Genomic DNA, 22,160 nt, shown 5'->3' with positions numbered 1-22,160 from the left:
ATCTGTCTGCCCGCGAGCGTGCGGGACTGTACTGCAACACGCCGCGTTCCGCGGGCAGTCGGAGCACGCTCGCGCGCGTCGAGCGGCCCCAAATCGCTCACTGTCGCCAATGTCACTCCGGGCCGATGTTGCCCAACCGATAGTTGTAGTTTCACAATGGTTGTGTGAATACAACTATCGACGCGCTCGACGGCCGGCGCAAGACGATCATCCTGATCTCCTGCTGCCTCAGTCTGCTGATCGTGTCGATGGACTCCACCATCGTCAACGTCGCCATTCCGTCGATCCGCGCCGACCTCGGCGCGAGCGCCACCCAGATGCAGTGGGTCGTCGACGTCTACACGCTGGTGCTGGCCTCGCTGCTGATGCTCTCGGGCGCCACCGGCGACCGCTTCGGCCGCCGGCGGGTGTTCCAGATCGGCCTGACGGTCTTCGCGTTCGGTTCGCTGTTGTGCAGCCTGGCGCCGACCGCCGACGCGTTGATCGGTGCTCGCCTGGTTCAGGGCATCGGTGGCTCGATGCTCAACCCTGTTGCGCTGTCGATCATTTCGCAGGTCTTCACCGGGAAGGTCGAGCGGGCGCGGGCGCTCGGTTTCTGGGGCGCGGTCGTCGGTATCTCGATGGCGCTGGGCCCGACGGTCGGCGGCCTGCTGATCCACGCCATCGGCTGGCGTTCGGTGTTCTGGATCAACCTGCCGATCTGTCTGGCCGCCATCGTGCTGACCGCGGTGTTCGTCCCGGAGAGCAAGTCGGGCACCATGCGCGACGTCGATCCGGTGGGTCAGGGACTGGCGGTGCTGTTCCTGTTCGGCCTGGTCTTCACCCTCATCGAGGGGCCGGGTATGGGTTGGACCCAGCCCCGCACGCTGATCATCGCGGCGCTGGCGGCGGTCGCCCTCATCGCTTTCCTGCGCTACGAGCGGCGGCGCCACGACCCGTTCATCGATCTGCGCTTCTTCCGCAGCATCCCGTTCGCCGGGGCCACCGTCACCGCGGTGCTCGCCCTGACCGCCTGGGGTGCGTTCCTGTTCATGATGTCGTTCTACCTGCAGAACGAGCGGCACTACTCTGCCATGCACACCGGCATCATCTACCTGCCCATCGCCATTGGTGCCCTGGTGTTTTCACCGTTGTCGGGACGGATCGTCGGGCGCTACGGCGCACGCCCGTCGCTGATGGCCGCGGGCGTCTTGATGGCCTCGGCGGCGTTGATGTTGACGACGTTGACCGCGACGACGCCCATGTGGCGAGTGGTCGTCATTTTCGCGGTGTACGGCATAGGGTTCGCGATGATGAATGCGCCAGTGACCAACGCCGCGGTGAGCGGCATGCCGGTAGATCGCGCCGGCGCCGCGGCGGCTGTGACCTCTACCAGCCGGCAAGTGGGCGTGAGTATCGGTGTGGCACTGTGCGGTTCGATCGCCGGCTCGGCACTGGCCGGTAGCGGCGTCGACTTCGCCACGCAGGCCCGGCCGCTGTGGTGGATGTGCGTCGGGGTGGGTGTGGCGGTCACCGTGCTCGGCTTCATCTCGACCTCGCCGCGCGCGTTGCGCTCCGCCGAGCGACTGGCGCCGCTGATCGAGGGTTCCCGTGAGCCGGAGCCGGCCGGTGTCCACTGATCCGTTGGCCGACGAGGTCTGGCAGGCCATGGCCGCCGTCGTGGTCGAGAACCGCGACAGCTGGAAACGCGCCGTGGTCGAGCAGACCGGATTGCCGTTCAGCCGCGCCCGGATTTTGCGCCGGCTGGAGGCCAAGTCGATGACGGCCAAGGAACTCGCCGCGGCGACCGGCATGGACGCGCCCGCCACCACGGTCTCCATCAACGATCTCGAAGAACGCGGTTTGGTTGTGCGCCAACTGGATCCGGGTAATCGGCGGTGCAAACTGGTGTCGCTTACCGACGCCGGTGCGGCGGCGATGCGGGGCATCGACCAGATCGATGATCCAGCGCCACCGGTGTTCAGCGCGTTGGACGCCGACGAGCTGGCCACGCTCCGCGATCTGTTGAGCCGCCTGCGCGGCCACTAGGGACGCGGTTCCCGTCCACCCGCGATGAGTGCCCGACTACGGTGGTGTCCGTGGCAAACACCAAACCTGAGATCGAATTCCCGGACGGCCCGGCACCTGATTCGCTGGTGATCGAGGACCTCATCGTCGGCGACGGTGCCGAGGCGGTGCCCGGCGGCAACGTCACGGTGCACTACGTCGGCGTCGAGTACGACACCGGTGACGAGTTTGACAGCTCGTGGAACCGCGGCGAGACCATCGAGTTCCCCCTGCGCGGCCTGATCCAGGGCTGGCAGGACGGCATCCCCGGGATGCGCGTGGGCGGCCGGCGCAAGCTGACCATCCCGCCCGCACAGGCCTATGGCCCCGCCGGTGGTGGCCACCGGTTGTCCGGCAAGACGCTGATCTTCGTCATCGACCTCGTCGGCGCCCGCTGACCTGATCGACTTTCGTCGGGCTTAGGGCCCGGCGGTTGTGGCGTGTCATGGCGGCAACCTGCCGTCTCCGCAGCCGTCGGGCCCTAGGCTCGAACTTGTTTTGAGGAGGGTTGCGTGCCGGACACTGCTGACGTCACCGAGCCGTCCGGCGTCGTCCGTCGGCTGGGTACGCGCCGCGGCGTGGTTGCGCTGGTGATCGTGGTGGCCGTCGTCGCGGCGATCGGTTGGGCGGTGTTCGGCACCTCAGATGAGCACCGGACCCCGAGTTCGATCGCGGCGTCCGCTGCGGCGCCGGCTCCGGCGCCGCCCGAGCTGACCTCGGCGCCCTTCGCCCTGACGCGCGACGGCAACACCATCACCCTGACGGGCAGCGTGGCCAGTACCCGGTCGAAGTCCGAACTCGCTGCCGCGGTGAAAGCGCAATGGCTGAACGCGACCCTGAACGACAAGACGAATGTCGTGGACGGTGCCGGGACTCCCGACATGTCGGCCATCGGCAACGTGCTCTCCACCGCCGATCAGATCCCGGATTTCGGATTGTCCATCGACGGCGCCACCATCACGTTGATGGGGACGGCGCCCAACCTCGACGTCGCCGGCGAAGTGCAGAGCGCTGCGGCCCTCGCGTTCCCCGGCGCGAAGCTGGCCAACAACATTCAGATTCCCGCACCGGGCGGGCCGGTGGCGCCACCCGTGCAGGCGCCCTCGTCGGCACCCGCTCCCGCGCCTGCGCCCGCCCCGGCCCCGACCGGCGGCTCGTGCGCGAAGGTGCAGGCGGACATCACCGAGATGCTGCGCACCCCGATCAGCTTCGTCACCGGCGGGTCGCAGATGACGTCGGAGTCCCGCAAGGTGCTGCAGCAGGTTGCGGACAAGATCAAGGGTTGCCCCAACGGCGCGGTGACCGTGGTCGGCTACACCGACAACGAAGGCAGCGACGCCGTCAACCTCAAACTGAGCGACACCCGCGCCAAAGCCGTTGCCGCCGCGCTGGTTTCGAACGGAGTCCTGGCTTCGAAGGTGTCCGCCCGCGGCGCCGGGTCCGCCAACCCGATCGCCGACAACGGCACCGCGGAAGGTCGGGCGAAGAACCGCCGGGTCGAGATCACCGTCGGCTGAACGAGTTTCGCCGTGCGGCGGTACCAGCCGTCGTCGCTCGCCAGTGTTCGCATGGTCGTCTAGAAAGGGCACCTCGCGGCGTTCTGTTGCTTGTCGTGCGCGGTGAAGTCGGTGAGTTCGCGCTTGCGCATGGCGTTGACGATGCGCTGCTGCTTGCGCGCGTGATACGCCAGCGGTGCGTAGGTGACTCGCTCGGGCAGGGTTTTCAGGATTCTCCGATAGACCCGGAACGCGGCTTGGAGTTCGAGCTCCTCGGTGCGGCTCCACGAGACGTTGAGTATTTCCCGGATGTTCGGCGGGAGAGTCCCGATGAGAATCAGCCGCAGGACTTCCGCCGGGATTGCGGCAGCGGTTTGCGCCAGCCGTTTGGTGGCCGGCCGCAGCGGCCGCGGTACCTGACGCGGAACTGTGAGCGGCGGATTCTTGCTGAGATTGTGCACGATGTTGTTCGCGACGTAGGTGTTCTCGAGGACCTCGTCGACCATCTTGTCGAAGTAGGGCCAGAATTCGGCACGGCTGCCGGGAATCTGGTTCTTGGGCACCTGGGTGATCCGAGCGAGTCTCAGCGTGTCCTGGTAGAGCTTGTCTTCCTCGGCTGCGGTGTACTTCCGCCCCAAGATCAGCGGCGCGCTCCACACCGCGGCTGGGAATGCGGTGGCGATGACCCAGGCATAGGCGCCCGGATGCAATGCGCTGATGTGTTGGCCCTCCGGGGATGTCATCTGCAGCGGCTGGTGCATCGTGCGGAGCCAGTACCCGTGTTCGATGGCGGCTTTGCCGCCGAAAGTCCATTGCTGCACCGCATCGAACGATCGGACGGCGCGACCGAGGGGATCGGTGTCGTACACCGAGAATCTATCTACGACGGAGCCGATGACCGGGTGCATCGCCTGCAGTAGAAACGCCGCGCCATTGACCGGTAGGCCTGCCCATTGACCGATGACGGTGCCCATGTGGCCCAACGGGTCGACCAGATCCGGGACGGGTTGCACCCACTGCTCGGCCTGCGCGCCGGCCATGTCGGCGTCGGCGTCGGCAAACACAGGAACCGCTCCACTGCTACTTCCGAGTTTGGGTACTTCGGCCGTAGATTCCATCGTTGCCATCGCCTATAACCCTTCATTCTGTGGCAGATCGCGACGCGCGTGCGATCGCCAGCAAATTCTGATGCAGTGCGGCACCAGAAATCGAACTGAGGGTAGTGTGCACCTTGTCACCTTTCGAGTCAACAGACAGCGCGCCGACCTTGCCTTCATCGCCGACCGTCCGCCCGTATCGCGGGATCGCCGCATCGCAGCGCCGAGCTGAGCGGCGTGCGGCGTTTTTGGCGGCCGCCTATGAGTTGATGGTCCAGTCGGGGCCCGGCGCAGTGTCGAAACGCGCGGTCTGTGCGCGCGCGCAATTGAACGATCGGTACTTCTACGAGAGTTTCGCGAACAGTGACGCCTTGCTTCTCGAGCTCGTACATGACCGCACCGAGAGCGGCATCGGCCAGGTCACGGCTGCGATGAGTGCGGCCGGGCCGGACGTCTCCACGCAACTGCGCGGCGCTGCCCGGGCCGCTGTGGATTTCGCCGTGACGGACCGGCTCAACGGCCCGCTGCTGTTGGCCTCCTACTCGCACGAAGTCCTGCAGCAGGCACGTCAATTGACCATTCACCGGCTGGCCGTTGTGATGACCACGATGACCGCCGTGGCCAAAGGGCAGTCGGCGGACGATCTGTCCCATCCCGACCCTGCCCTGTACGTATTCGCCAGCGGCGCACTGGAACTCGTCGCAGCCTGGCTGCGAGGCGAGTTCCCTATCTCCAAAGAACAACTCGCCGAGCACGTCGCCTCCGCACTGGCTGCGGCAACGCGGTTGCAGTAGGGAATCTAGCGGTGCCCGGGCAGGCGAAGCAGGAGCCGCGTGCCGCCGAGGGGGCTGGTCTCCAATGTCGCGGTCCCGCCGTGCAATTCGGCCTGCTGGGCCACCAGGGCCAGGCCCAGCCCCGAGCCTGAATGCGACGCGGTGGAGCCCCGGCTGAACCGCCCGAACACCTTCAGTCGCTCGTCTTCGGGGATACCGCAGCCGTCGTCGTCGATGGCGATCTCGACCCCGGCCCGCGAACTGACCGCCGACAGCTGAACTTTCGACGCGCCGCCGTGCTTCACCGCGTTGGCGATCGCATTGTCCACCGAAAGCCGCAGTCCCGCAGGCAGTCCCACGATGATGATCGTCGGCGCCGGCACCAGCGACACCTCCAGATCGGGGTACACGCGCATGGCGTCGTGCGCGGCGCGGTCCAGCAGTTCGGTGATGTCCACGGGCACATGGTCATCGACGGTGGAGAGCTCGCCCTGCGCCAGCCGCTCCAGCGCCCACAGCGTGGTCTCGATGCGCGACTGGGTACGGACCACGTCGCTCAGCACTTCTTTGCGCTGCTCGTCCGGCAGATCGAGCATGGTCAGGATTTCGACGTTGGTGCGCATGGCCGTGAGCGGGGTACGCAACTCGTGCGCCGACACCGCGGCGAAGTCGCGAGCTGACGCCAGCGCGGCCTTGGTCCGGCCCTTCTCCTCCCACACGCGATCCACCAAACCCTTGACCGCGTCGGCGATGTCGACGGCTTCGGTGGCGCCGCGGACGTCGATGTCCGGCGCCTCGCCCTCAGGGTCGATGTCGCGGGTCTGCTGGGCCAGGCGTTTGAGCGGACGCACCGCGAACGCGGCCAGCGCCCAGCCTGCCAGCGCGGCCGCGCCAATCGCGAACGCACACAAGGCGATTACCCGGCGGTGCAGGTTGTTGGTGTCGACGATCGTCGCGTCGTAGGTGGCGCCGACCGCCACCAGCATCGGGTCCGGCATGTGGATCTGCACCGTCCGCACCCGATAGCGGATGCCCTTGACGTCGGTGTCGGCGTAGCCGACCGGCAGCTCGGGCAGCACGACGTTCGAGTTCGAGCTGACCTGGCCGTTCCGGCGTGCGGTGATGACGACGTTCTCGTCGTGCGGCGGCCGCGGAATCTCGTCCAGCCCGCGCGGCAGGAACGGGATCGCGAAACCGGCCGCCTCGTCGAGCCGCCGGTCCAGGCGCTCCTTGCGGTCGTTGGTGATGCCGATCCACACGATGGTGCCGACGATCCCGACCACGATGGCCGCGGCGATACCGGTGGCGAACGCGACGCGCGACTGCAGCGACGGGGTTCGGCGGAAGACCCGCGCCAGTACGTTCACGCCGCTACTGCCGTCTGTTCGTCGCGCGGGCGCTCATCACTGCTGCCTGAGTACGAACCCCACGCCGCGGACCGTGTGCAACAGTCGCGGCGCTCCGTTGGCCTCCAGCTTGCGGCGCAGGTAGCCGATGAACACGTCGACGACGTTGGTGTCGGCGGCGAAGTCGTAGCCCCACACCAGCTCCAGCAGCTGGGCGCGGGACAGCACTGCGGTCTTGTGCTCGGCCAGCACGGCCAGCAGGTCGAACTCGCGCTTGGTCAGGTCGACGTCGGCGCCGTTGACGCGGGCCCGCCGGCCCGGGATGTCGACCTCGAGCGGCCCGACCGCGATGGTCTCCGACGAGAACGTCGCCGTCGCGCCCCGGCGGCGCAGCAGCGCCTTGACCCGTGCGACCAGCTCGGCCAGGACGAACGGCTTCACCAGGTAGTCGTCGGCGCCGGCCTCCAGCCCCGCGACCCGGTCGTCGACCGAGCTGCGGGCCGACAACACGCAGACCGGCACGTCGTTGTCCATGGCGCGCAGTGCGGTGACGACGCTGACGCCGTCCAGCACCGGCATGTTGATGTCGAGAATGATGGCGTCCGGCCGGAATTCGGTGGCGCTGCGCAAGGCCTCGGCACCGTCGACCGCGGTCGACACCTCGAATCCGGACAGCCGCAGTCCACGCTCCAATGAGGCCAGCACGTCCGGGTCGTCGTCGACTACGAGCAGACGGGGCGAGGCGCTTCCGCTATCCATGCGCCTCATCTTGCCCGATGGCCACCTCTTATTGACGGAGGCACGTCTGGCAGCCCCTATTCGGTGCTAGCATCCGGCGCTTATGGGGCCTGAGTCGCCGCGCGTCATCGTCCAACCCGATGACGGTGTGCAGCCGGTGCGGGAGTTCATCGCATCGGCGCAGAAATCGCTGCTGATCAAACAATTCACGTTCACCGAGCCGTCGCTCGTGGCGGCGGTGATCGAGCGGCACCAGGCGGGGGTCACGGTGCGCGTCATGCTGAACCCGGCCCGCTCCGGCGGGGACCGCGCCAATGACGAGACGTTCGAACAGTTCTCGGACGCCGGAGTGAACGTGCAGTGGTCCAATCCGTCGTTCTATGTGACGCACGAGAAGTCGATCGTGGTCGACGAGACGGCCGCGCTGGTGGCCACATTCAACTTGTGCGAGAAGTACTTCACGCTCACCCGCGACTACGGCTTCATCACCACCGATGCCGAGCATGTCGCGCAGATCGTCGAGGTGTTCGACGCCGACTGGTCCCACACCGATTGGGCGCCGTCGCAGTACCACGGGCTGTTGTGGAGCAACTCGAATTCGCGGTACCACATGGCGAAATTCATCGACACCGCCGAACACCACCTGCGTATCCAGCACCCCAAGTACGTCGACGCCGTCATCCTCGATCACATCGCGGCTGCGGTGGGCCGCGGCGTGAACGTCCACGTGCTGTGCGGCGGTAAGCACGGCATCAGCGAGTGGGACATCCTCGATACCTTCGCGTCGCTGCGGACCCTGCGCCGGTTCGGCGCCAAGGTGCGCAAGCAGAAGAATCTGCGGGTGCACGCCAAGCTGGTCATCGTCGACGACCGGGAGGCCCTGGTGGGGTCGATGAACATCGACCGCAGCGCCTTCGACCTGCGCCGCGAACTGGGTGTCATGGTCCACGACCCGGTCGCGGTCGGGCAGCTGACCCAGGTGTTCGACGCCGACTGGGAGACCTCGCACCACTACGAGCCGCCGGATCCGCTCGACGCGTCGCAGCATCACGAAGACGACTTCCCGCACGACCCCGAGTTGGTCCATGAGTGAGCAGATCGACTCGACAGCACAACGGGTTTCGTTGTTCGAGTTGGTCCTGACGTTCAACCACATCGCGCTGGCGTCGTTCGGTGGCGGGCTGTCGGCCTGGTCCCGTGAGGTGCTGGTCGTAGAGAAGGGCTGGCTCGGGGATGCCGAGTTCCTTTCGGCCACAACGATGTGCCGCATCCTGCCCGGCGCCAATCAGGTCAACATGGCGGTGTTCGCCGGTACCAAGATGCGCGGCTTCCCGGGTGCCGCGGCGGCAGTATTCGGCTTGTGCGCCATGCCTTTGGTAATCGTGCTGGCGCTGTCGTTCGCCTACTTCCGGTTCAAGGAGGTGCCCGCCGTCAAGGGTGTCCTGCACGGCGCGTCGGCGGCCGCGGTGGCCCTGACCTTGACGATGGTGCTCAAGACCGGCCAGAAGTGCCTGACGGGCGTCGTGCCGGTCCTGCTGTTCGCCGGTGCCTTCGTGCTCAACGGCGTCTTGCGGTTTCCGTTGTTGGGGACGCTCGCGATCCTGGCTCCGCTCAGCCTGCTGTGGGCATGGCCGCGCGAGCGCGGCGGCGGGCCAGGGCCCCGGGATCGCGCCGCAGCGGCATGAGTACGGCCGCGCTGTCGACCTACGTCCAGCTGATCGGGCTGTTCGGCATGCTGTCGCTGCTGTCCATCGGCGGCGGCAACGTGGTGCTGCCGGAAATGCACATCAACGCCGTCAACGGCAGGCATTGGCTGACCAACAACCAGTTCGCGGACCTGTTCTCGATCTCCCAGACCGCGCCGGGGCCGAGCATCCTCATCGTGTCGATGGTCGGCTACGGCGCCGGCCTCAAAGTGGCCGGGATTCCCGGGGCGATCATCGGCGGCGTCATCTCGATGAGCGCGATGGTGGTGCCCGCCGCGATGTTCGTCTACGTCATCACGTTGATCTGGCAGAAGGCCGAGCGCTCAAAACTCCGCCGCGCCGTCGAGAAGGGTTTCGCCCCGCTGACGGTCGGCCTGATCCTGGCGGCGTCGCTGGTCATGAGCCGTGCCGCCGACCATGACTGGCGGGCGTACACCGTCACGGCGGTGTGCACCGTGATCTTCATGCTCACCAAGCTCAACCCGCTGATCGTGGTGGCCGCGGGCGGTGGCATCGGGTACCTGGGTTTCATCTGACCTGATGAACCAGCGGGCTACGCCTGTCCCGCTGGAGCCCCAGCGGCAATTAGCATGGCGATCCCGAACCACTCAGGATCGAGATCCAGCACCTCGAGTACGGAATCATCCGAGTACCCTCCGACGACGCAGGAACCCAACCCCATAGAGAAGGCTTGCTGCCTGACTATCTGTGCGATCGAGCCGCTCTCGAACATGCCGAACCGCAATCCGCGCAGTCCGTATTTGCCGCATATCCGTCGAAAGTCAACGACAATGGCGATGAGGCACCCGGACGGCCATGCCCATGGCTCGAAGACAGCGGCTCCGACCTCGTTTGATGGTATATGGCATAGCCGATGAAGTGCGGCATCGGCTATGTCGACGTACCAGACCTCGCTGTGGTCAGCGGCCGGGCGTAGCGCGAACAAGTGGCAGCAGTAGAGCCCACCCGCGGAGGCATACGGCATCTGACCCTCGATAGAACACAGCGGGCGCACCAAATCAGAAAGATGCTCGTCAGACAGCGCCGTCGGCTCAAATGAACGGGTCGAACGCAGTCGCAACGTCGCTTGGCTATCTGGGGTAGCAAGAGGAAGCGACGAATTCGCCGCCTCCGGCGCTATCAAGCGCGCTGAATCGGTACCCGGCCGGTACCGATTATCAAGGTCGGCTGGCTTGTCCCAGTTCGACTTCCGCCACGACGTCGACCATCGATGGGCTTCCAAATCCCCGATAATTCACTCCGCAAGGAGTGTGGTCGGGGTATTGGGACTGCCCCCGCAACTACCGCACCCTCCGCATGAACCGCATCCGCTTGGGGACGAGTTGGATGTTGCTTCAGTAGTGGAAAGCAGGTGGTCGGCCCATGTGATGACACGTACCTGTCGGAAATCTCGACTAGTGCTGACGGCGTAGGCCCCAGCATGAGTCGCTTGTTCAAAGGTTGGCATTAGCGGTGTCCGTGTTCCTTCAGGCTGATTTCCGCTCTGATTGTATCAGCAAGCTGGCCGGCCTTATCGCGGTAATTCTGTCGATTTTCCTTGATGTAGTCGCGCAATGGAGGCAAAATCTCGTATACACGTGGATAGTCCTCCATATTAAATAGAACCAAGATTGCAAATACTAAGAGTGGGCGATCAAAAAGAGCCTGCTTAACATCGGGGCTTGTCGTCGACGGAAAGCATTCATGCAAGATTGCACCCAATAGTTCTTTGTTTTGGCTGAATAAGCGAAGGAGTCGTTCGAAATGTCCAAATTTGTGTATTTCCGCGCGTTGACAGATTTCTAGCGCGACAACGGTTTCATCGCCCACCTTCACTTTCAGGGTGTCTTCGTACTCTGATATGCGAAAGCCTGCTATTCGTCCGATATCTCGCAACTGATCGTACAAGTGCTGGTAGGACGTGTTCTCCTCTTGACAGCCGTATAGCACGCACTCGTCGAGATCAAGTGCGGCGATCTGGGCCTTTGAATCGTACATTCCGGCGGGTTCGAACTTGTTAATTATCTCATTCTGGCGTTCGCGGACTTCCAGACTGGTTTGACGCAAGCTGTCGTCGATCAGCCTGGCGGCGGCCGATAGCTGGTACATGCGTTGCTGCAGTTCCGATGGTATGCCACGTGGGCTTTTGTAGAAGCCGGCATGCGAGTAACGACTCCATGCTTCTTCCATTGCGGTATGAATCTGTAATTCCCATTTTAGATCTTCGGGAATATCGAGCCGGGGGGCGCGCGATTTGACATGTTCCGATACCCACTTGACTATCGGCACCTTGTCGAGCGATAGACCGGAGTAGCCGCGGCCTCTCCCGATCCCATCGTAGTAGTTCATCGGCTCCCAATTGTAACCATCGAACTGGTGTGAGAGGAGGTTTTTGATATCTGCTATTTCGGCGCGTTGAACAACCACGATCCGACAGCCGATCAAGTCGGGAAATGATTCGAGGGTACTGTGGCGGTCTTTGAGTCGGTCGCGTATGGATTCCTCGCTTTTGACGCGAGAGTAAACAAGTATGCTGCCTCGGTAGTATTGCCGTTCTCGTTGCTTCGGATTCTTAAGATCGGCTTGGATCTTGTTGTTAATCGTTGCTTCAATTCTAGTGGCGATCTTCAATAACTTCTTCTCATACGAGCGGTACCTTGCTATCTGTTCGTTGATTTGTTCCGCCATGGAAGACTGCTGAGCAACCACTTGCTACTCCTGGGTTTCAGATGATGGGGTGTGGCACGAAGGATCCTGTGCAGTTTCCCCAGAATAGTGAGTGTTCGAATTCAATAGTTAGTGCTCGAGTGCCGATCGACTCATCCTCTACTCGCGCAAAGTAAAGGTCACGATCCGTATCGCCCTTTATGATTAATTCGTGAGTTACGCTTTGTGCGAATGTTCTGACGCTACCAACCGATAGTTCGGTATCCAATTGGCTGACAATTGAATTTGTCGTATCTTTGTTCGCCGAGCACCAAAACTGCGCTCGCTCGTCGGGCGTTCGCCCGCCGGTCATCGCGCGCCTGGCTGGCGCGCTCATGTGATGTTTCAACCAAGCGCGCGGTTGCAAGCATTCGGTGACGGACAGTTCGACGGTTCTATTGAATGACTTCCCTTGCTGGCTCCTTGCGCTCATACCAAGTCTGGGTGCAGCAGTCAGGTCGAACAACGCGGTGCACACGAACCCTAAGTCGCTGTCGGACCATGCCATCACCCGAGTCGATGCCGGTACGGTAGGTACTTGGTCCGGTGTTAGATCGACGCGTTGGCCGAGCCTCCGTTGATGGAACCTGGAGATGCACTCCAGGTTGATGCGAAGCTCGTCACTTGCCGACTGCATAGCCGCATTCGGGCGGATGTGGACCGCGCATCCCATCGTCGAACCGATATTTTTAGCTGAATCACGATGGTTTAACAGCGTGACAACTGAACGTTCGACGGCCTCACTGACCGCTCGATCGACAACTTCCTGGTTGGGCTGGATATCGCTGGCATAGCCATAAGATTGGGCGGACGCCGCTGTTCCGTCGCTGACCGTGCAGAGCGCGATTGCCGTATAAAACCGTCCCTGGCCAGGGTCTGGAACCGCAAATTCCACAGATTTGACGCAGTAGCTCAGGTCACCACTGGTTCGGCTAGCCAACATCAGCCTCGCGATCCGCGGCGTCTGCGATTGCGCACGGACATGGCTTGTCCCGTGAGCTACGAATGAGGTACACCCATTTCGGTACGAGCGGCCGGTCCTTGCGGAGCGCATTGATGCGCTCTTGGTAAACCGACGCGACGCTGATGTAGTCGAGGCCGTCTGGGATAAGGGCTTCATCGATGTTGTCGGACAAGTCCATTCGCGAATTGGCATATTTGAAATTCGTGCGAGCAATAGCCGCAATCTGGAGGGCTATGGTAATTCCGGCGATCAAACTCAGTACTTGAGCGGGAGACGATGTGAATCTACCGTTGGACAAAATACCGTAGCTTACAACGATCGCGATGCATATGGCTGCAACGACTCGACCCCAGAAGCGTCGAGTATCACTGCCGAACCCCATTGATTCTTTCTGGGCATCCCGCACCTGCTCAGCGAATGGAGGGGATTCCAGAGATTTAGGTTCGCATTTTCCTGCAAACCATTTGCTTACGTCGCTGTTTGTCGGCTTTGCGTCGTAAGCATCAGACCAACTGTCGACATCGGTCTTATCTAATGTTGTTGGGTACGGTTTGAAGAGATCGAATACAAAGTATTCGAATTCATTGCGCAGTATCGTGGCGTCTTTTCTTCTCAACGAGCTGCGGTGTTTGAACCATGCGATGAGGGCGACTGCACCGAATTGAAGAGCGACCTTCAGTCCATCCAGGTCGCGGTGGAGGATTGGGAGGAAGGCCGAGGCGATTGCAGTCGACAGTGCCGCGTACTCCCATCTGAGCGAGATGCGCTCACAGTGCAGAGAAGCCTTCAGAAATCTCGTCGCGTCATCGTCAGCCTGTCGTCGCTGAAGCTCGTGTGTCTTGCAGGCCGTCATTCTGCCTCCAGTTGATCAATCGTCACCCGACTAGTCGGCGGGGCTGTCGGCAGATTACCGGTCAATTGCTGGACTATGGGCGAACACGGCGAGAGGTCGCTTGGGGATAGCCGGCGTGCAATTCAGCGCAGACTGGCAGGTCCGACGGTGAATCTTTGGTGCGGTAGGTGCTCGCCGTCCGCACGGCTCTGGTGATCGCCCACCGGCTCTCCACCGTGCAATCGGCGGACCGGGTGCTGGTCCTCGATGGTGGACGGATAGTCGAAGACGGCGCGCCCGACGATCTGGTCGCGCAGAACGGGCGGTACGCCGCGCTGCACCGCGCCTGGATCGACTCGCTGGCCTGACCGGTCAGGGGATCAGTCGCAACTGCCGCGCCTTCGACACCGCCTCGTGGCGGGTATGGGTGCCGAGTTTCGTTGCGGCACTGCGCAGGTAGCTCTTGACCGTCTCGTGCTTCAACGAGAGCCGCTGTGCCGCTTCGGTATTGGTGCAGCCCAGCGCGATCTGCGCCAGTACGTCAAGTTCCCGTGGACTCAGTGGACTGGCCGGCGCCGGTCCGCCGGCCAGGGCCTCGGCCAGCCGGTCCGCGAGATGACCTAGGTGCGCCGGCGCGACGTGCTCGCCACCGGCCGCCAGCCGACGCAGCTCGGCGTGCACCTCACGGATGTGTTCGGCGTTGACCACGGTGTCGGTGGACGGGGCCTGTTGCAGCCGCAGCCGGCGGTCCACCTCGTCGCGGATGGCCAGTTCGTCCGCCAGCCGCTGGGCCGACGTCATCATCAGGTCGATGGCCCGTCCGCCGAACGGTGCGGCGGAGCGGTACGCGCCGTAGAGCACGGCCCGGGTCTGGCCGTCGACGACGACGGGCACCGACAGGATCGAACGGATGCCCTCGGACAGCACCGGCATGTCGTAGTCGTGGGTGATCGACGGCGCGCGCCGGTAGTCGGCCACCGCCAGCGGCTGGCCAGACACCATGCTGGCCCCGCCGAGACCGAGCGTGGACCGCACCACCAGGCCCCGCAGCCTGCCGGTCCGGGTGCCGTAGAACTCGGTGAGCAGCAGCGCGTCGTCGTGCACCTCGCCGCCGAACATCACCGGCACCGCGCCCTCGGTCCCGATCCGTCGCAGCTCAGCGCGCACGGCATCGGTGTCGCGCGGACGCAGCAGAGTCGGGCCGGTGGTCACGGTCAGTACCCTCTTTCGGGGGTAGCGGGCGGGTACGTGTGACGTAGATCCTACGTTCATGGCGACAGACGCTGGGATCACGACCAACACCGAGCAGTATCGCGCCGCGCGGGACCGGCTGGTGACATCGATCGGTGACTACGCGCAGGCCGTCGATACCTTCACCTGGCCGCGGCTGACCGGCACGTTCAACTGGGCCACCGACTGGTTCGACGTCATCGCCCGCAGTCCGGAGCGCGCCGCTCAGGTGGCGCTGTGGATCACCGAAGAGGGCGGGGCCGAGCAGCGGTACACCTTCGCGGAGATGGCCGACCGGTCCGACCAGGTGGCGACGTGGCTGCGGTCGCTCGGCGTGGGCAAGGGCGACCGGGTGATCGTGATGCTGGGCAACCAGGTCGAGCTCTGGGAGTCGATGCTGGCGGTGGCGAAGCTCGGCGCGGTGGTGATGCCGACGACCGGCGCGCTGGGCCCGGCCGATCTGGCGGACCGGATCACCCGCGGCGGGGCGGGCTTCGTGGTGGCGGGCGCTGCCGACGCCGACAAGTTCGCGTCCGTCGATGGGCAGTACACCGGGATCGTCGTCGGGGATTCGGCGCCGGGCTGGCACCGCTACGCCGATGCCTATCAAGTGGTTTCGGCGGGTCCGTTCGCTGCCATCACCGAGGTGGACGATCCGCTGCTGGTGTATTTCACCTCGGGTACCACCAGCAAGCCCAAACTTGTTGAACACTCGCAGATTTCGTATCCGGTGGGGCATCTGTCCACGATGGCCTGGATCGGGGTGAGGCCGGGCGATGTGCACCTGGCGATCAGCTCGCCGGGCTGGGCCAAGCACGCCTGGAGTTGTGTGTTCGCGCCGTGGATCGCCGAGGCGACCATCTTCGTCTACAACTACGGCCGCTTCGACGCCGCCGCGCTGATGGGGCAGTTGCGTCGCGCCGGCGTCAACACCTTCTGTGCGCCGCCGACGGTGTGGCGGATGCTGATCCAGGCCGATCTCGGCGCCAAACCCGAAGGGCTGCGCGAGATTCTGGGCGCCGGGGAGCCGCTGAACCCCGATGTCATCGCGAAGGTGCAGGACGCCTGGGGCCTGACGATCCGCGACGGCTTCGGGCAGACCGAGACCACCCTGCTGGTGGGCAACACCCCGGGGCAACCCGTGAAGGCCGGTTCGATGGGGCGGCCGATGCCGGGGGTGCCGGTGCTGCTGGTCGACCCGGTGACCGGCGAGCCGGCCGACGAGGGCGAGCTCTGCCTGGAGCTGAGCGCGCGTCCGCTGAATCTGATGACCGGTTATCTCGGTGACCCGCAACGGAATGCGGCCGTCATGGCAGGCGGCTACTACCACACCGGTGACGTGGCCTCCCGTGACAGCGACGGCTACATCACCTACATCGGCCGCACCGACGACGTGTTCAAGTCGTCGGATTACAAGGTGTCGCCGTTCGAACTGGAGAGCGTGCTCATCGAGCATCCGGCGGTGGTGGAGGCCGCCGTGGTGCCCCAGCCCGATGACACCAGGCTCGCCGTGCCGAAGGCGTATGTCTGCCTGGCTGCGGGCTGGAGTGCCGACGAGGAAACAGCAAGGTCCATCATGGAATTCGCCCGCGATCACCTGGCGCCGTATCTCAAGGTCCGCCGGGTGGAGTTCGGCGATCTTCCGAAGACGATTTCCGGGAAGATCCGACGCGTGGACCTGCGCAAGCGCGAAGATCAAGCGCATGCGGCCGGCACTCCGATCGCATCGGAGTACCGCTACGAGGACCTGGTGAACTGATGCTGAGCTACGACGCGGGGCCGACCGACACCCCGATCCTGGAAGAGACCATCGGGGCCAACTTTGAGCGCACCGTTGCCGCCTATCCCGACACCCTGGCGTTGGTCGACCGTGGACAAGGCCTGCGGTACACCTACGCCGAGTTGAATGCCGAAGTCGATCTGATCGCCCGGGGCTTGCTGGCTCGCGGCATCGAGAAGGGTGACCGGGTCGGCATCTGGTCACCGAACTGTGCGCAGTGGATCGTGACGCAGCTCGCGACGGCCAAGATCGGCGCCATTCTCGTCAACGTGAATCCGGCGTATCGGGTGCACGAACTGGCCTACGCGCTCAACCAATCCGGGATGCGCATGCTGATCTCGGCGACGTCGTTCAAGACGTCCGACTACGCGGCGATGATCGAGGAGGTGCGTCCGCAGGTACCCAGCCTCAGTGACGTCGTCTACCTGGACAGCGCAGACTGGGATGAGTTGCGTTCCGGCAGTGTGGCTGTCGGCGCCGATGCCTTGGCGGCGCGGCATGCCACGCTGTCCAACACCGATCCGATCAACATCCAATACACCTCAGGGACAACGGGATTCCCCAAGGGGGCGACGCTGTCGCACCGCAACATCCTGAACAATGGCTACTTCACCACGGAGGGCATCAACCTGCAGGCGGGGGAGCGGTTGTGCGTTCCGGTGCCGTTCTACCATTGCTTCGGCATGGTGATGGGTGTGCTCGGCTGTATGAGTCATGGTGCAGCGGTGGTGATTCCGGCCCCCGGGTTCGATCCCGCTGCCACCCTCGATGCCGTCGAAGTCGAGCAGTGCACGGGCGTCTACGGGGTGCCGACGATGTTCATCGCGATGCAGAATCATCCGTCGTTCAGCGGACGGGACCTGTCGAGCCTGCGCACCGGCATCATGGCCGGCTCGGTGTGCCCCGTCGAGGTGATGAAGCACTGCGTCGCCGACATGCACATGGCCGAGGTGGCCATCGCCTACGGCATGACCGAGACCTCGCCGGTGTCCTGCCAGACGCTCATCGACGACGACCTGGACCGTCGTACCGCGACCATCGGCCGGGCGCATCCCCACATCGAGGTGAAGGTCGTCAATCCGGAAACCGGTGAGACGGTGGAGCGCGGTGAACCTGGGGAGTTCTGCACCCGCGGTTACTCGGTGATGCTCGGGTACTGGAACAACGACGAAAAGACCAGGGAAGCCATCGATTCCGAGGGTTGGATGCACACCGGCGATCTCGCGGTGATGCGGGCGGACGGCTACTGCGCGGTGGTCGGCCGGATCAAGGACATGGTGATCCGTGGTGGCGAGAACGTGTATCCGCGCGAGATCGAGGAATTCCTGTACACCCACCCGGACATCGAGGACGCCCAGGTGATCGGCGTACCCGACGCCCGCTACGGCGAAGAGATCTGCGCGTGGCTGCGGATGCGCCCGGGGGCCGAGCCGCTGGACGCCGCGGCAATCCGGGAATTCACAGCAGATCGACTGGCACACTTCAAGATTCCACGCTACGTGCACATCGTCGACGAGTTCCCGATGACGATCACCGGCAAGGTCCGCAAGGTCGACATGCGCGCTGAGAGCATCCGCATCTTCGGCCTCGAACAGCCCTAGCCTCGCCTCCCCTCGCGAGAAGACGCAAAACTGTCGTATTTTCGGCGAAATTGACAGTTTTGCGTCTGCTCGCGGGTATGGCGACTCCGACTGAAGTTGACGGGCCCGTGCACCGGGGTTACCTTTGGTTGGTCAGCACCTCGCTAGGCGAGGCTCCTGAACGAACAGAAGCCACTGATCCGACGACGTCGAGAGACGCCCAGGGTCAGGACAGGTCTCCCCGGATTAAGGGGTTACCCAAAGTGGCTATCCGCTCGCGGATTACGTCGTTCAGTGCCGAAGCTCTGACGAGAGGGGTGTAAGTGGCACCGAGTTTTATCGGGTTCTTGATGCCGAGTTCGGATGCTGCGTTCTCCCCTGCGTGTTGTCATAGATATGCGTGACACAACTGCCCCGACCGGGGCCTGGCAGCGAGGAGGTGAGGGGCGAATGAAACCTGGCGATGGTCCGAGTTCCAGTCCGGAGCGAAAACCCAACGTGAACAACTTCATTCAAGCTCTCCCGCAGCCCTGCCGACTCGTGATCGGGATGGTCGTCTGACCGACGGCGCCTGATCGATGCGCGCTGTTGTTGGCCCGCGGGACTGATCCCGACAGGAGCCCTGTCATGACCGTATTTCGTATCACCTCAGTCCGTCGTATCGCCCGGATGGTGCACACCCGCACGCACCTGACTCCGCAGGAACGGCACAACCTTCAGATGTCGCAGACGCCGCTCGCGGTGATCTCGGCTTCCCTTGGGGCACACCCCGACTTCTGACCGTTCGGCCGCACGGTCCGCCCACCGATTTTTGGTGGGCGGACCCCTGCTGTGCTGCCATTCTCCCCGAGAGGAATCTCGCCATGGCTCTCTTCGCTCGCACGCCGCGACCCGCCGGTGGAACGCCTGTGAACCAACATGATTCACCGAGCACTGCAGTGCTCGACTCCGCGCACGTCGGCGATATCGTCGGCGCGCTCGGCACCATCCGCACCGACGAGACCACGACGGGTCGCAGCCGCTGGCAGCGACTGAAGATGCTGCTGGTGGTGATGGGGCCCGGCCTCATCGTCATGGTCGGCGACAACGACGCCGGCGGTGTTGCCACCTACGCCCAGGCCGGCCAGAACTACGGCATGGCGCTGATGTGGACGCTGGCACTGCTGATCCCGGTGCTGTACGTGAACCAGGAGATGGTGGTCCGGCTCGGTGCAGTTGCCGGCGTGGGGCACGCGCGGCTGATCTTCGCCCGGTTCGGCAAGTTCTGGGGTGCGTTCAGTGTGGGTGACCTGTTCATCGTCAACGCGCTGACGATCGTCACCGAATTCGTCGGTGTGTCAATGGCGTTGAACTACTTCGGGCTGCCCAAGTCGATCTCGGTGCCGCTGGCGGCGGTGCTACTGTTCGCCGTGGTGGCCGGTGGATCGTTCCGCCGTTGGGAGCGTTTCATTTTCGCGCTGATCGCCATCAACATCGTGATCTTCCCGTTGGCGTTCATCGTGCACCCGTCGGCCGCGGACACCGCGCGCGGTCTCGTCCCGTCGTTCCCGGGCGGGCTGAACTCGACGCTGCTGCTCCTGATCGTCGCGATCGTCGGCACCACCGTCGCGCCGTGGCAGCTGTTCTTCCAGCAGTCCAACATCGTCGATAAGCGCCTGACCCCCAAGTGGATTCGCTACGAGCGGGTCGACCTGTGGATCGGCATCGTCGTGGTGATGGTGGGCGCGGTCGCGATCATGGCTGCCGCCGCGTTCGGGCTCGGTGGCACCGCCGCGGCCGGGAACTTCACCGATGCGGGCGACGTGGCAACGCAATTGGGCCAGCACGTGTCTCACACCGCGGGCGCGCTGTTCGCCATCCTGCTGCTCGACGCTTCGCTCATCGGGGCCAACGCTGTTGGACTGGCCACCACCTACGCACTCGGCGACACCTTGGGCAAGCGGCACTCGCTGCACTGGAAGGTCAGTGAGGCGCCCGCCTTCTACCTGGGCTACGCCGCGCTGCTCGCGGTTGCGGCGGCGGTGTCGTTCAGCCCGGATCACGTACTGGGGCTGCTGACTCAGGGCGTCCAGGCACTGGCCGGAGTGCTGCTGCCGTCGGCGACGGTGTTCCTGGTGCTGCTGTGCAACGACAAGGCCGTGCTGGGTCCGTGGGTCAACACGGTGCGGCAGAACATCATGGCCGGCGTGATCGTCTGGGCGTTGGTGCTGCTGTCCTTGGCGCTGACAGCCGCGACGTTCTTCCCGAATCTGACTGCCGCACAACTTGAATGGAGCTTCGGTGCCGGTGCGGCCGTCGGCGTGCTCGGTGGGGTGGCCATCGCCGGTGCGGGGCTGCGGTCGCGGCGCACGCAACGGAAGCAGGCCGCCGCGGCGGTCGCCGCCGAACTGGGTGGTCTGGACCCCGAGCAGGTGGAGGATCTGGACGAGCAGCCCGACGATCGCAAAGTCCGGAGGGCACTGCGGAACCAGGAGCGGGACAGCTTCCGCACGCCCGCCCTGGACACCCTGGATCGGCCGGCCTGGTCGCCGCTGCGGGTGGCCGGCATGGTGGCCCTGCGCGGCTACCTGCTGGTGGCGGTGGTGCTCGTCGGGGTGAAGGTCGCCGAGGCGATCAGCGGTTGACGCTATCGAGGTGGGCTCGGTTCTGCGGCGCCGTGCCCACCTCGTTGCCCGCAGGTCAGAGTGAATCGCGTGCCGGACAGTGCGAGGTGTCGCCCTCTTTGCAGGTACAGAATTCCGAGTGTTGGCGCTCCGCTCCCAGGGCAGCAACCCCACCTGCCGCGTCACGTGCAGCCGCGACTATCGAGACCGCGCCGGCCGCTGCGGTCAACAGCAACTCGATCTGGTTTGCCGACCGCAGTAAAACAACCAATTGATGCACTGTAAACAGTCGATTTACCATGCTGACCGTCCGATGAATTGCGTTGCTGTGCGTATCAAGATCGTCCCCGAAGACTGTCGCACAGTACCGACGCAAGCGTCAATTCGGCAAACGGTGTGCCTCAGCTGGAGACGGCTGGTGCGGGATGTCGTTTCGCAACCCGCGGCAGGTTGCGCGACGTAGGCTGGGTATCCGACTCCCAAGTCGGCGGGGCGACGACGAAAGGTGTTGGCACAGTGAAGGTGACAGTAATGGGGGCCAGCGGCCTCATCGGAACCCTACTGGTTGACCTCTTGACGCGGGAGGGCGAGGACGTGGTCGCGGCGTCACGCCGTTCCGGTGCCGACGTCTGCAGCGGCGCGGGCCTCGCCAAGGCGCTCGCGGGCGCCGACGCCCTGGTCGACGTCACCAACTCGCCGTCCTTCGAGGACAGCGAAGTGATGGATTTCTTCGTCGCATCGACCACCAATCTGGTGGCCGCGGCCCGGGCGGCCGGGGTGGGTCACTACGTCGCATTGTCGATCGTGGGAGTCGACGAGTTGCCGGACAGTGGCTACATGCGCGCCAAGGTCGCCCAGGAGCGGATCATCGCGTCGTCGGGGCTGCCCTACACGATCGTGCGGGCCACGCAGTTCCGCGAGTTCGCGCAAGCGATCGTTGAGTCGATGGTCGTCGAGGCCGCCACGGATGAGGGCGACGAGCATGATGTGCGGGTGCCGGATGCGCTGATTCAGCCGATCGCGGCCGACGAAGTGGCGGCCTTCCTCGCTGAGGTCGCGATAGAGTCGCCGCGTAACCACGTGGTCAACATCGGTGGGCCCGAGAAGATCCCGTTCTCCCGGCTGGCTCGCGAGGTACTGGCCATCCATCACGACGATCAGCGGGTGGTGGTCGATCCGCAGGCGAAGTACTTCGGCACGACGCTGAAGAAGGACAGCCTGGTCACCGGGGACGGGGCGATGATCGCCTCGATTCCTTTCTGA

General features: G+C 64.3%; 22 protein-coding genes and 1 riboswitch. Of the genes, 14 read left to right on the top strand and 8 right to left on the bottom strand.

Annotated features, from left to right (window positions below):
* Positions 1-164 precede the first annotated feature (164 nt).
* From A7G45_RS02715 to arfA, 4 genes are all read left to right on the top strand, one after another.
* Positions 165-1,619 carry an MFS transporter gene (locus A7G45_RS02715; RefSeq protein WP_043983902.1) on the top strand — a complete coding sequence of 485 codons (1,455 nt, stop codon included), beginning with the start codon at positions 165-167 and terminating at the stop codon, positions 1,617-1,619.
* Positions 1,609-2,028 (top strand): MarR family winged helix-turn-helix transcriptional regulator, encoded by a 420-nt coding sequence (locus A7G45_RS02710; RefSeq protein WP_260933373.1) that lies wholly within the window; start codon positions 1,609-1,611, stop codon positions 2,026-2,028. The genes A7G45_RS02715 and A7G45_RS02710 overlap by 11 nt, the downstream gene beginning before the upstream one ends.
* 50 nt (positions 2,029-2,078) lie before the next feature.
* Complete coding sequence (locus A7G45_RS02705) at positions 2,079-2,444, top strand: FKBP-type peptidyl-prolyl cis-trans isomerase (RefSeq protein WP_043390939.1); 366 nt, start codon at positions 2,079-2,081, stop codon at positions 2,442-2,444.
* 114 nt (positions 2,445-2,558) lie between these two features.
* Positions 2,559-3,563, top strand: coding sequence for a channel-forming protein ArfA/OmpATb (arfA, locus tag A7G45_RS32475; RefSeq protein ID WP_260933369.1), 1,005 nt, complete (start codon positions 2,559-2,561; stop codon positions 3,561-3,563).
* A gap of 59 nt (positions 3,564-3,622) precedes the next feature.
* Here the strand turns inward: arfA and A7G45_RS02695 are convergent, their stop codons facing one another.
* Positions 3,623-4,606 carry an oxygenase MpaB family protein gene (locus A7G45_RS02695; RefSeq protein WP_260933366.1) on the bottom strand — a complete coding sequence of 328 codons (984 nt, stop codon included), beginning with the start codon at positions 4,604-4,606 and terminating at the stop codon, positions 3,623-3,625.
* Between the two features lie 203 nt (positions 4,607-4,809).
* On the opposite strand from A7G45_RS02695, the gene A7G45_RS02690 reads away from it, so the two are divergent.
* Positions 4,810-5,433: a TetR/AcrR family transcriptional regulator gene (locus A7G45_RS02690; RefSeq protein ID WP_260933363.1), complete on the top strand. Its 624-nt coding sequence runs from the start codon at positions 4,810-4,812 to the stop codon at positions 5,431-5,433.
* Positions 5,434-5,438: 5 nt separating this feature from the next.
* On the opposite strand, the gene A7G45_RS02685 is transcribed toward A7G45_RS02690, so the two are convergent.
* Both A7G45_RS02685 and A7G45_RS02680 read right to left on the bottom strand, forming a co-directional pair.
* On the bottom strand, positions 5,439-6,779 hold the full coding sequence (locus A7G45_RS02685; RefSeq protein ID WP_043983905.1) for a sensor histidine kinase: 1,341 nt from the start codon (positions 6,777-6,779) through the stop codon (positions 5,439-5,441).
* Between the two features lie 36 nt (positions 6,780-6,815).
* Positions 6,816-7,517 carry a response regulator transcription factor gene (locus tag A7G45_RS02680; protein WP_043390574.1) on the bottom strand — a complete coding sequence of 234 codons (702 nt, stop codon included), beginning with the start codon at positions 7,515-7,517 and terminating at the stop codon, positions 6,816-6,818.
* 82 nt (positions 7,518-7,599) lie between these two features.
* On the opposite strand from A7G45_RS02680, the gene A7G45_RS02675 reads away from it, so the two are divergent.
* Genes A7G45_RS02675 through A7G45_RS02665 form a run of 3 tightly spaced genes read left to right on the top strand, consistent with a single transcriptional unit; the run spans position 7,600 to position 9,738 of the window.
* Positions 7,600-8,589 (top strand): phospholipase D-like domain-containing protein, encoded by a 990-nt coding sequence (locus A7G45_RS02675; RefSeq protein WP_071286689.1) that lies wholly within the window; start codon positions 7,600-7,602, stop codon positions 8,587-8,589.
* The gene (locus tag A7G45_RS02670) at positions 8,582-9,181 is read left to right on the top strand and encodes a chromate transporter (RefSeq protein ID WP_043390578.1); all 600 of its coding nucleotides are present in this window, start codon (positions 8,582-8,584) and stop codon (positions 9,179-9,181) included. The genes A7G45_RS02675 and A7G45_RS02670 overlap by 8 nt, the downstream gene beginning before the upstream one ends.
* Positions 9,178-9,738, top strand: a complete 561-nt coding sequence (locus A7G45_RS02665) for a chromate transporter (protein ID WP_260933356.1) — start codon at positions 9,178-9,180, stop codon at positions 9,736-9,738. The genes A7G45_RS02670 and A7G45_RS02665 overlap by 4 nt, the downstream gene beginning before the upstream one ends.
* Positions 9,739-9,755: 17 nt before the next feature.
* Here A7G45_RS02665 and A7G45_RS32655 read toward each other — a convergent pair whose 3' ends face one another.
* The 4 genes from A7G45_RS32655 to A7G45_RS02650 form a co-directional block, all read right to left on the bottom strand.
* Positions 9,756-10,283: a nitroreductase family protein gene (locus tag A7G45_RS32655; RefSeq protein ID WP_377042104.1), complete on the bottom strand. Its 528-nt coding sequence runs from the start codon at positions 10,281-10,283 to the stop codon at positions 9,756-9,758.
* 386 nt (positions 10,284-10,669) lie between these two features.
* Positions 10,670-11,911, bottom strand: coding sequence for a RelA/SpoT-related domain-containing protein (locus tag A7G45_RS02660; RefSeq protein WP_260933354.1), 1,242 nt, complete (start codon positions 11,909-11,911; stop codon positions 10,670-10,672).
* A 16-nt stretch (positions 11,912-11,927) separates the two neighbouring features.
* Positions 11,928-12,803 (bottom strand): hypothetical protein, encoded by an 876-nt coding sequence (locus tag A7G45_RS02655; RefSeq protein ID WP_260933352.1) that lies wholly within the window; start codon positions 12,801-12,803, stop codon positions 11,928-11,930.
* A 37-nt stretch (positions 12,804-12,840) separates the two neighbouring features.
* Positions 12,841-13,725, bottom strand: coding sequence for an S-4TM family putative pore-forming effector (locus A7G45_RS02650; protein WP_260933350.1), 885 nt, complete (start codon positions 13,723-13,725; stop codon positions 12,841-12,843).
* Positions 13,726-13,892: 167 nt separating this feature from the next.
* Between A7G45_RS02650 and A7G45_RS02645 the strand changes: the two genes are divergently transcribed.
* Positions 13,893-14,072 carry a hypothetical protein gene (locus tag A7G45_RS02645; protein WP_260938195.1) on the top strand — a complete coding sequence of 60 codons (180 nt, stop codon included), beginning with the start codon at positions 13,893-13,895 and terminating at the stop codon, positions 14,070-14,072.
* Between the two features lie 4 nt (positions 14,073-14,076).
* On the opposite strand, the gene A7G45_RS02640 is transcribed toward A7G45_RS02645, so the two are convergent.
* The gene (locus A7G45_RS02640; protein ID WP_260933347.1) at positions 14,077-14,916 is read right to left on the bottom strand and encodes a LuxR C-terminal-related transcriptional regulator; all 840 of its coding nucleotides are present in this window, start codon (positions 14,914-14,916) and stop codon (positions 14,077-14,079) included.
* A 76-nt stretch (positions 14,917-14,992) separates the two neighbouring features.
* Here A7G45_RS02640 and A7G45_RS02635 point away from each other — a divergent pair, with 76 nt between their 5' ends.
* From A7G45_RS02635 to A7G45_RS02615, 5 genes are all read left to right on the top strand, one after another.
* Positions 14,993-16,693, top strand: coding sequence for an AMP-binding protein (locus tag A7G45_RS02635; protein WP_260937917.1), 1,701 nt, complete (start codon positions 14,993-14,995; stop codon positions 16,691-16,693).
* Positions 16,693-18,315: an AMP-binding protein gene (locus A7G45_RS02630; RefSeq protein ID WP_260933344.1), complete on the top strand. Its 1,623-nt coding sequence runs from the start codon at positions 16,693-16,695 to the stop codon at positions 18,313-18,315. The genes A7G45_RS02635 and A7G45_RS02630 overlap by 1 nt, the downstream gene beginning before the upstream one ends.
* A gap of 132 nt (positions 18,316-18,447) precedes the next feature.
* A riboswitch (M-box (ykoK) riboswitch) is annotated at positions 18,448-18,618 on the top strand.
* 303 nt (positions 18,619-18,921) lie between these two features.
* Positions 18,922-19,074, top strand: coding sequence for a hypothetical protein (locus A7G45_RS02625; protein ID WP_156127081.1), 153 nt, complete (start codon positions 18,922-18,924; stop codon positions 19,072-19,074).
* A gap of 83 nt (positions 19,075-19,157) precedes the next feature.
* Entirely contained in the window at positions 19,158-20,918 is a 1,761-nt protein-coding gene (locus tag A7G45_RS02620) for an NRAMP family divalent metal transporter (protein WP_260933341.1), read from the top strand.
* A gap of 495 nt (positions 20,919-21,413) precedes the next feature.
* Positions 21,414-22,160 (top strand): SDR family oxidoreductase, encoded by a 747-nt coding sequence (locus A7G45_RS02615; RefSeq protein WP_260933338.1) that lies wholly within the window; start codon positions 21,414-21,416, stop codon positions 22,158-22,160.

Origin of the sequence: Mycolicibacterium llatzerense, assembly GCF_025331195.1 — a bacterium.
Lineage (GTDB): Bacteria > Actinomycetota > Actinomycetes > Mycobacteriales > Mycobacteriaceae > Mycobacterium > Mycobacterium llatzerense.
The sequence above is the reverse complement of the archived record's forward strand: the minus strand, read 5'-3'. Positions and strand labels throughout refer to the sequence as shown.